Source organism: Spiroplasma sp. ald (genome assembly GCF_044714355.1).
Lineage (GTDB): Bacteria > Bacillota_I > Bacilli_A > Mycoplasmatales > Mycoplasmataceae > Spiroplasma > Spiroplasma phoeniceum.
In genome coordinates, this window is record NZ_RXFY01000135.1 from 1 (window position 1) to 2,315 (window position 2,315).

The window sequence follows — 2,315 nt, forward strand, 5'->3', positions numbered from 1 at the left end:
AATAATTACATATGCAGGTCAACCAATTCCTAATTTAGTAGGTCCTATAAAACAAATAATAATTCCTGCAATAAAAAACAATGATGAAACTCCAAAGATTTTCAAAAACATAATTACATCTTTAACTTCTACTTTTGACATAAAAACATCTCCTTTCTAANTTATTTCTTTTCTTTCTACAATTAAATCTAAAATATTTACAGAAATATTAGTATTTAAAAGTAATTGTAGCATTGTTGTTGATAGATATTGCACGATAAAATTAAAATAACTATTTGAATTTAGTTCTATAATCGGTACAGAATAATTATCACTTTTATTTTTAATAGTCTCTATTCAATTACTTCAATTTTCTTTTTTTAATTCTCCTGCTTTTATTCTCATTCTGTATAAATATTTATTCAAATTAATATTTTCTAAAATATATCTAGAAGAACTATTGGAAATAAAACTAGATGTATCAACTAATTCTCAATTAGCATTTTTTTCTTGTACTGTTCTGACTGCTTTTGTAAAGTTTGGTGCTGTTTCTATAGTTAGATTTTCAAGTTCTAAATCATTTGTTGTAATATTAACTGATTTAATTTCTTTTTTGCTTTCAATAGTATTGTTTGCAATTAAGTCATTTAATTCTAAGTTTGTACTTTTATTAACAATATCTTGTTTTGTATTTATTTTATTTTCTAATTTGTCATCATTTTCTACTCTTTCAGTTTTTTCTTTTTCTAATAAAGCATCAATTTCTAACTGAGTATAATACGCTTCTAAATCTATCATTGTTAAATCAATACCTTCTTCTTGAAAAGTACGAAACATTTTCTTTAAAGTTGTTAAATTAGCTAATGATTTTGCATAAGTCGGTAATAAACCTTGTCATGCTGCCATAGGGTCATTTTGAGAAGAATAATTAATTTCACCAACATTCATAGATGCTGAAGTAAAGAATTCAATCGGAATACGATTAAATATTCAGTGTTCAACCGTAATAAATGCCATGTTAATACATATTTTCTTCAATAAAGGATCTTTAAATGTTTCAAACTTTAATTTTGTAAAAGGATAATTTAAATAAGAATTAATCATATTTTGAGCCCTTAATGCAAAAGTTTTAAATCATAATTCGACATCACCTTTAAAGAACTTATTATAACGAACAGGAACTTGAGTAATTTTACCTGTCATTGGATTAAAGTTATTATAATTTTCCAAAGTAACATTATGTCATAATTCATTTAACATTCAATCATCTCCTTATCATTTATTTCTTTTTGATTTAATTTTATTTAAGATAAACTTTTTACTACTTAATAGTGTTTTTGTTTTAATTGTTTTGTTTAAATTTTGGTTTGTTCTAAATTGTTTGTATGTTTGAAACGCTAAACCACTACCCAACAAACTAGTAACTGCACTGTTTTCTAGTGTTTTTAACATTTTATCTTTATTAGTAAAATTGTTTTTAAATTGTTCTTGCATTTTTAATACCTTAGCAACTGTTCGATATATTTTAAAGCTATCTTTTACGATTTGTTGATAAGCAACTGGAGCAAAAGAAACTAAATTAAATAAACTTGTTTTTTTAAATCCTCAACCAACAAACCATTCACTGTTCATATAGAATTTAAAAGGTTTAGGGGATAAAACAAATTGTTCTGCTTTGATTAAAGTTGTCATCACAACAATAGGAGCATATTTAGGATTTTTATAATAGATTGTTAAAGCAACTTCACCTGCAACAGATAAGGGAACAATTTTAACTGCTAGAAAAACATCAGAACCATAAGCAAAGGGTAATAATTGGCCTTTTTGAATAGCCTTAGTTTCAAATTTAGACAATATTTTTTTAGTTTGCTCGGTAATTTTACTAATTACTTTTTGTTTAATTGTAATTATTTGTTTTTCAATGGGGGCTAATAATTTTTTAGTTACTTTTTGAATATAAAAATTTGGATTTAAATAATTTAGTGCTTTATTTAATTTAATTGGTGTTTGATGTAAAAGATTTAATAATTTATTATGATATATTTTGCTTCCTCGTATTAAGTTAGCGTTTAACAATAAGTTTTTACCAACACCTTTTTTATGAAGATTAACCATAATGTTATATCATTCATCAGTACTAATTTTGCTTATTTTCTCAATGTTTAATCCATATTCAGACAATCATTTATTAGCGTTTTTTTCATTTACGCGCGGTATTTTTTGAACTAATGTAGGACTTATTTTTTGAATATTTTTCTCAATTTTTAATAAATTATTAATTGTTTCTAAATTAGAAACTTTAAAACCCTTATAAAAATCATTTCGGGCTAATTTTC

The 2,315-nt window shown here is 24.1% G+C and carries 1 protein-coding gene; it reads right to left on the bottom strand.

Features of this window, described 5'->3' with window-relative positions; genetic code table 4:
- Positions 1 to 1,251: 1,251 nt before the first annotated feature.
- Positions 1,252 to 2,315, bottom strand: a 1,064-nt coding sequence (locus EHU54_RS05540) for a hypothetical protein (RefSeq protein WP_400249388.1), incomplete at its 5' end; no start/stop codon positions are given.